Here is a 6,070-nt window from a genome sequence, read left to right on the forward strand (position 1 = left end):
GGCGATAGCGTCTGTTCAGCCAATACATACGTTGACTGACCCACCGCCATCGCCGGCAAGCCGGCTCCTACAGGGGATCGTATTTCTCCAACACCTATGCATTTCCCTTGTAGGAGCCAGCTTGCTGGCGATGGCGTCCTTTCAGGCGATAAATGCGTCGACTGACCCACCGCCATCGCCGGCAAGCCGGCTCCTACAGGGGGTTGGGTACAGTCGTGAGTGAAGGGTTGGCTGGAAGGACGTCATCGCCGGCAAGCCGGCTCCTACAATGGTACGGCGTACACCCACCTAACCACGAGGCCGAGCGTTAGCTCGCCTTGCGCTTTTGATTTTGATCTGCCCGCCCCTTCGGGAGGCCGAGTGGAGGTTCTGCGCAGTGGGCAACCCGGCATGGATGCCGGGTTAGCCGCGCACGGCCATGGATGGCCGATCGCGGCGGGCCCACGGAGCAGGACCGGAGCGAGGGAACGCCGAGCCTTAGCGAGGGGCCGGACGCTGGGGCGAGACCTTTTGGTTCCTTTTGGGGCGTTTGCCAAAAGGGACTCGCCGTAAGGGCGAAACCACAAGTGGCCGTTACCGCAGCAATGGATATGTACACCCGAAAGAAAATGGTCGGTCATGAGGCCGCCATCGCCGGCAAGCCGGCTCCTACAGAGTTCCGGGTCTGGCCTCGGTCACTCTTCTTCAGGCACCACCTTGTTCTGGGTCAGATACCGGTCAAGCGTCTCACCGCTCTCAGGCGAATTATCCCCCGCCACCTGCCACAAACGCCGCTCGATCCCCTGCGCCAGAAGATGCCCCACCGCCGCCTCGATCGCCGACAACACACACAACTGCGCCGGCTCGTTGGTGGTGTAGCCAACCTCCGCCTCAAGCAACTTCTTGAACTCGATAAACTTGAACACCCCGGCACTACGGCCCACGGAGTAAATCGTCTTGCTGGTCATCACATTGGCCAGCACCTGCCCACTGCGCACATCCACCGCCCGCAGGTTCACCGTGACCTGATCCACCCGATACTCCCGGGAAATATCGATACCCAGGTAACGCGCCCCTTCCCCGCCGCTTTTCACATTGGTGTCGTACGCAATAATCCCGCCCTCAAGCATCATGTTCGCCGCTTGCAACGGCGGCAGTTCGCCCTGGATATTCACCGGCGTGTTCGGTTTTTTCTGCGAGGCGCGGATGATCTTGCGTTCAGTCAGCAGGTTCTGCAGCCCCTCCCGTTCCAGCACCACAAACCAGCCGCTGGCCTGCAACGCATCCATCAACATGCTCGCCGCGCCTTGAGTGACACTGGTAGAAAACGAACTGGCCGGGGTCGGTTTGTATTGCCCGGTCTGGTCGCGGAAACCGTACACCACCGCCATCAACCGACCCTTGGGTCGTGGCATGTTGATCAAGTCGTAGTAAGTCGAAGCCCTCGGGGTCAGCGTCGGGGTTTCGGTGTCCTGCTCAGCCCCGATCGGCTCGCGCAGACTGCACCCCTGTAACGCCGCCAACATCAGCCCTAGCACCATTATTCTTTTCATATCCTTCCCTCCCCATCAACCCGGATCCCTTCAAGGGGCCAGGCCGCTCACCTGAATTTCGGAGACTTCACCGGTCGCTCGGTCGGTCACGACAATGGTCAATTGGCCGGAGTCGTCGACCACGTTGACGATAAAAGCGTCGGTGGTCAGGCTCCCGGTGTTGCCCGCTGAAATGTTGTCCAGCAACTGCCCGAGCAACCGCGACTGCAACTGACTGGAGAACCGCTCCAGCGCTGAAGTACCGGCCGCGGCGGTGCGTTTTTTCAAGTCAGGATCGTCGTAATCGTTTTGCGCCTGGGCGTTGTTGAGCAGCCAGGTCCCGTTCAGCGGGTTACCGCCAAACGAGGGGTTGATGGGCGTGTAGACCAGTTCGGTGGCCTGGACCAGGCCGCAACTGCCGAGCCCGACCAACCAGATGCCTGCCCTTGAAAACAGGCGGTGCTGCGAGAACGTTGTGGTTTTCATAGTTCGTCCCTCTCAAGGTCCGTTGTGTCCTGCAACAAGGCTTCCAGCTTGCGCTGGACGATCTGCCCGCGGACCCAGTCGGCGGCGTCATAGGCCTCTTCCTTGAGTTCCACGGTGTTCGGCGGCAAAAAACGCCGGTAAACCAGACGCTGCTGATATTCCACAGTGACCAGGGCGCCCCACCGCGCCGAAGGTCGTTCGCGTACCACCAGGTTGAAATCCATCGGGCTGGTGGCGCGCAGGCGTTCACTGAACGAGTAGTAAAAGTCGTGACCGATGTGCGAGATCGTGTCATCGACGATGAACCCCATCATTTCGTCCTCTTCGCCGGCCGTGGCGGCAGCAGACGCCAGCATCAGGATCACGGCCACGCAGAATCGGTTCATGGCTGCAACGCTTCGGGCGATTGTGACTGGCCCTTGGCAGGTCCCGATGTGCCCTCGAGAAAGGCTTTCTCGGCCACGAACTGCCAGTCCTTGTAACTCGCCATGCCGGCAAAATCCGACCACTGAGAGGGGAAGTCCGCCTGCTTGAGCGGCGTGTCCGTGGAGGCGCTGTTGAGGCCGGTGATGCGGCCGTCGAAACCGCGCATCAGGCTCCATTCTCCGCCGCCGATCGGGTCCGGATACAGCTGCCGGATATGGTGTTTTGGGCTGGGAAAACGCTCGTCCTGCAACAGGTCTACCAGCTCCTTCGGGTATTGCGCCAAGCCTGGTGAACTGCGGTAGTAGCTGCGCAATGCCTGGGCGTATTGCGTGCCGACCCAGAGCAACTGGCGCTCACGATCACGGCGCGAGAGGGTTGACCACAACTCGCCGGCAGTGGCCAGGCCCATGCCCATCAGCATGATCAGGAACAGCACGCCCAGGTAAGTGAAACCGCCCTCGTTCGAAGGTTTACCACTCGGAATAGAGGCTGCCATCACGCGCCCTCCCTGTGGCCCCGCTTTTGATATCGGCGACGCCACCCGGTACGCCATCCGGTGGTGCGACCATGACCCAGAGGTCCTTGCGTTCGGCAATCGGGTCCATCGGCGGGTTGCGCAGGTAGCGTTGTTCCACCAGTTGTTCAAGGGAATCGGGATAACGCCCGGTGTCGCCGTAGTAGTGATCCAGGGCTTCGCGCATCACCGACAGGCTCTGGCGCAGCGTGGTCTCTTTCGAGGCCTCGAGGCTGTTGAAATAACGTGGCAAGGCGATGGTCATCAGGGTTGCGATGATTGCCATGACCACCATCAGTTCCAGCAAGGTAAACCCCTTTTCCCGACGCATAAGCTCACCACTCCCGGTAGGCGATGCCGTTAAGCCCTTTGCCACGCGCCTGGGAGTAAACGTCAAAGACGTCTTGGCCCTCACGCGGGTTTTGAGCCGTGCTGTCATAGGAGCGCAAACCCCAGCCGCCGTCGTCGTCACGCTTGACCGGCTTCAGCGGGTCATGGGGCACGCGCCGCAGAAAATAGAACTTGGCCCCCTTGGCGCTGCGCACATCGCGCACCCCCTCCACCAACACTTTCAGGTTCGGCGGATAGCCGCTGCTGTTCAGGGACTTCTCGATGTAACCGGCGTCGAATGCGCGTTTGTAAGCGTCGATGGCATCGCGAATCTGGTACAGCGCGGTGCGCAGTTCCTGCTCTTTGCCCCGGCGCACCACGGTCTCGGTCAGCGGCGCGGCCATGCCGGCCAGCAAGCCGATCAGGGCCAGCGTCACCACGACTTCGATCAGGGTAAAACCGCGTTGCGAGGCGCTCATGATCAAGGCTTCTCGATAAACACTTGAGTGGTTGAGGCCGCCACCGGCCGATCGATGTGCTCGTTCTGAATGGGCGGTTCCATCTGCCGGTCCGGTGCCTGAATGCGCATGCTGGTTTCGGTGCCGGTCGGGAATTCCATGTCCGACGGGCTCTGGTACGGCAGGTTGCGCACGATCCGTGGCGTGATCGACAGCACCAGTTCCGATTTGCTGACGTTGTCCTTGTTGCTTCCGAACAACCGGCCCAGGCCAGGAATGTCGCCAAGCCCCGGAATCTTGTTGCCGGTGGCGCCATGGTCGTTGCGCATCAGGCCGGCGAGAATCTGGGTTTCGCCGTCATGCAGGCGCAGGGTGGTCTGGGCGTTACGGGTATCGACCTGCACCGGAATCGTGCCCTGGCGGGTCGGTTCCAGTGGCGTGGCGTTACTCACTTCCAGCGCGATCTTGATTGCCACTTCGTTGTTCAGGTGCACGGTCGGCTGCACTTCCAGCTTCAGACCGACGTCCAGGTAGGTGACGCTTTCGGTGATCACCGGGCCTTGGGTCGACGGCACCGACGTGGCGCTGATGATCGGCACGCGCTGACCAATGTGGATGCGCGCCTGCTCGCGGTTGCTGACACGAATCACCGGGCTGGCCAAGGTGTTGATGTCGTTGTCCTGGGCATTGATCTTGGCTTGCGGCGAAGGCGAGATGGTGATCCGGCTGGAGTCGATGCCTTTCAATTGATCGAGAATCTGCACCGGCGAACCGTCGCCGTTGACCACGCCGAAGGTGTTCGGCCATTGCAGGCCAAGGTCGAGAATCCGTTGGGTGGCAACCTCCATCACCTCCACTTCCAGCACCACTTCTGGGTTGGACTGGTCTTGCGATTGCAGGAGTTTTTCCGCCATGCGGATCGCGTCTTCGGAGTCGCGCATGGTCAGGGTGTTGAGGCGCTCATCGACAAACACGTCGCGGGTCTTGAGCATGGTTTTGATCATGTTCAGCGCGGTGTTGGCATCGATGCTGGTCAGGTAGAAGGTGCGCATCACCAGCTCCTGGTAATCCTTGAGCTTTTGCGGTGAGTCCGGGTAGATCAGCAAGGTGTTTTCGTTCACCACTTTTTGATGCAACTGGTTCTGTTGCAGCAGCAGTTCCACGGCGTCTTCGATGCGCACGTCACGCACGAAGATCGTGGCTTTCATGTCCGGGCGCAGGTCCTTGTCGAAGATGAAGTTCAACCCGGCGACCTGGGACAGCACCTCGAAAATGGTTTTCAGGTTGGCGTCGCGAAACTCCAGGGTCACGGGCCGTTCCAGGCGTGTGCGCAGTTGTGGGTACTGGATGACGTTGCGGCTCTGGACCAGACGGATGTTGCTTTGCAGTTCCAGGGCGCCTTCATTTTTCGGGTCCAGTTCGAGGATCTGTTTGACCTGACGGTCGGCACCGTAGATGTCGCCGCGACGCAAGTCGCCACGGGCCAGCTCGAGTTTTTCATCGAGGCTGCGCATGTAGTCGAGCTGGCGCATTGCATCCTGGGCACGCCGGTTGTTCGGCTCGATGGTCAGCACCCGGTTGTAGCTGACGCGCGCGGCGGCGAAGTCCCGGTGCGAACGGTCGGTGTCAGCCTCGGTCAGCAGCGCGGTAATCGCCTTGGCGTGGGCGGAGTTGCGGGCCAGGTGCAGTTCGGTATTACGAGGGTTTTCCCGCAGCCCTTCTTCAATACGCGCCAGGCCGGCCTCGTATTGTCCCTGCTCGATCAGCTCGGACGCTTCCTTGTTGGCGACCTGGGCAGAACTGCACGCCACCAGCCCGGCACACGCACAGCAAAAGCTCATCAGCAAACGGGATCTATTCATGGCGTGCTCCCCATAGACAAGGTCTGGGACAAATGCAAAGGCAGGTAGACGAAGCTCAGTTCCACATCGGAAATGCCCACGATCCGCCAGGTTTCGTCGATCACATCCCCTTTGCGTACGACGTATATTTTTTCTCCGCTCAGCAGAAACACTTGCTGGTCTGAACGATCATCCATGCGCCCGATAAACTGGAAAGGCATTGGCGGTGCACTGGGGACGGTCACCACCGGGGTCACGTTGACGGGTTGTTCAGTGACGCTGGCGAGCGTCGGTTCAGCCTTCCAGCTGCGGGCGGCGAACAGGTCGCCCGCCGGGCTCAAGTCCTTGATCACAGCGGCTTTGCCGGTGGCTGGCGCGGCAGGCAGGGCACCGCGGGTTTTGCTGTTGGCCGCCGTGGCCACGACGGTGACGGACGCCTCGCCGTCGTCCGCCGACATCCAGTAATCAGGCAACCAGGCCAGCCCCGCCGCTACGCCGAAGAAC

The 6,070-nt window shown here is 60.8% G+C and carries 8 protein-coding genes; all 8 read right to left on the reverse strand.

Features of this window, described 5'->3' with window-relative positions:
• Positions 1-674 precede the first annotated feature (674 nt).
• Positions 675-1,532 (reverse strand): CsgG/HfaB family protein, encoded by an 858-nt coding sequence (locus tag KGB27_RS30580; protein ID WP_008034033.1) that lies wholly within the window; start codon positions 1,530-1,532, stop codon positions 675-677.
• Between the two features lie 30 nt (positions 1,533-1,562).
• Positions 1,563-1,997: a curli assembly protein CsgF gene (locus tag KGB27_RS30585; protein ID WP_008043342.1), complete on the reverse strand. Its 435-nt coding sequence runs from the start codon at positions 1,995-1,997 to the stop codon at positions 1,563-1,565.
• A complete protein-coding gene (gene csgE / locus KGB27_RS30590) occupies positions 1,994-2,383 on the reverse strand; it encodes a curli production assembly/transport protein CsgE (protein ID WP_008034030.1) in 390 nt (129 codons plus the stop codon). Before csgE ends, KGB27_RS30585 begins: the two co-directional genes overlap by 4 nt.
• Positions 2,380-2,919 carry a type II secretion system GspH family protein gene (locus tag KGB27_RS30595; RefSeq protein ID WP_223437524.1) on the reverse strand — a complete coding sequence of 180 codons (540 nt, stop codon included), beginning with the start codon at positions 2,917-2,919 and terminating at the stop codon, positions 2,380-2,382. The genes csgE and KGB27_RS30595 overlap by 4 nt, the downstream gene beginning before the upstream one ends.
• Positions 2,894-3,268, reverse strand: coding sequence for a type II secretion system protein (locus KGB27_RS30600; RefSeq protein ID WP_008034019.1), 375 nt, complete (start codon positions 3,266-3,268; stop codon positions 2,894-2,896). The genes KGB27_RS30595 and KGB27_RS30600 overlap by 26 nt, the downstream gene beginning before the upstream one ends.
• Before the next feature lie 4 nt (positions 3,269-3,272).
• Positions 3,273-3,746 carry a type II secretion system protein gene (locus KGB27_RS30605; RefSeq protein ID WP_008043347.1) on the reverse strand — a complete coding sequence of 158 codons (474 nt, stop codon included), beginning with the start codon at positions 3,744-3,746 and terminating at the stop codon, positions 3,273-3,275.
• A gap of 2 nt (positions 3,747-3,748) precedes the next feature.
• On the reverse strand, positions 3,749-5,587 hold the full coding sequence (locus KGB27_RS30610; RefSeq protein ID WP_008043349.1) for a secretin N-terminal domain-containing protein: 1,839 nt from the start codon (positions 5,585-5,587) through the stop codon (positions 3,749-3,751).
• Positions 5,584-6,070: hypothetical protein (locus KGB27_RS30615; protein WP_223557345.1), on the reverse strand; the 487-nt coding region annotated here is incomplete at its 5' end. The genes KGB27_RS30610 and KGB27_RS30615, both read right to left, overlap by 4 nt.

The sequence above is a fragment of the Pseudomonas sp. BF-R-01 genome, from assembly GCF_019946615.1.
Lineage (GTDB): Bacteria > Pseudomonadota > Gammaproteobacteria > Pseudomonadales > Pseudomonadaceae > Aquipseudomonas > Aquipseudomonas migulae.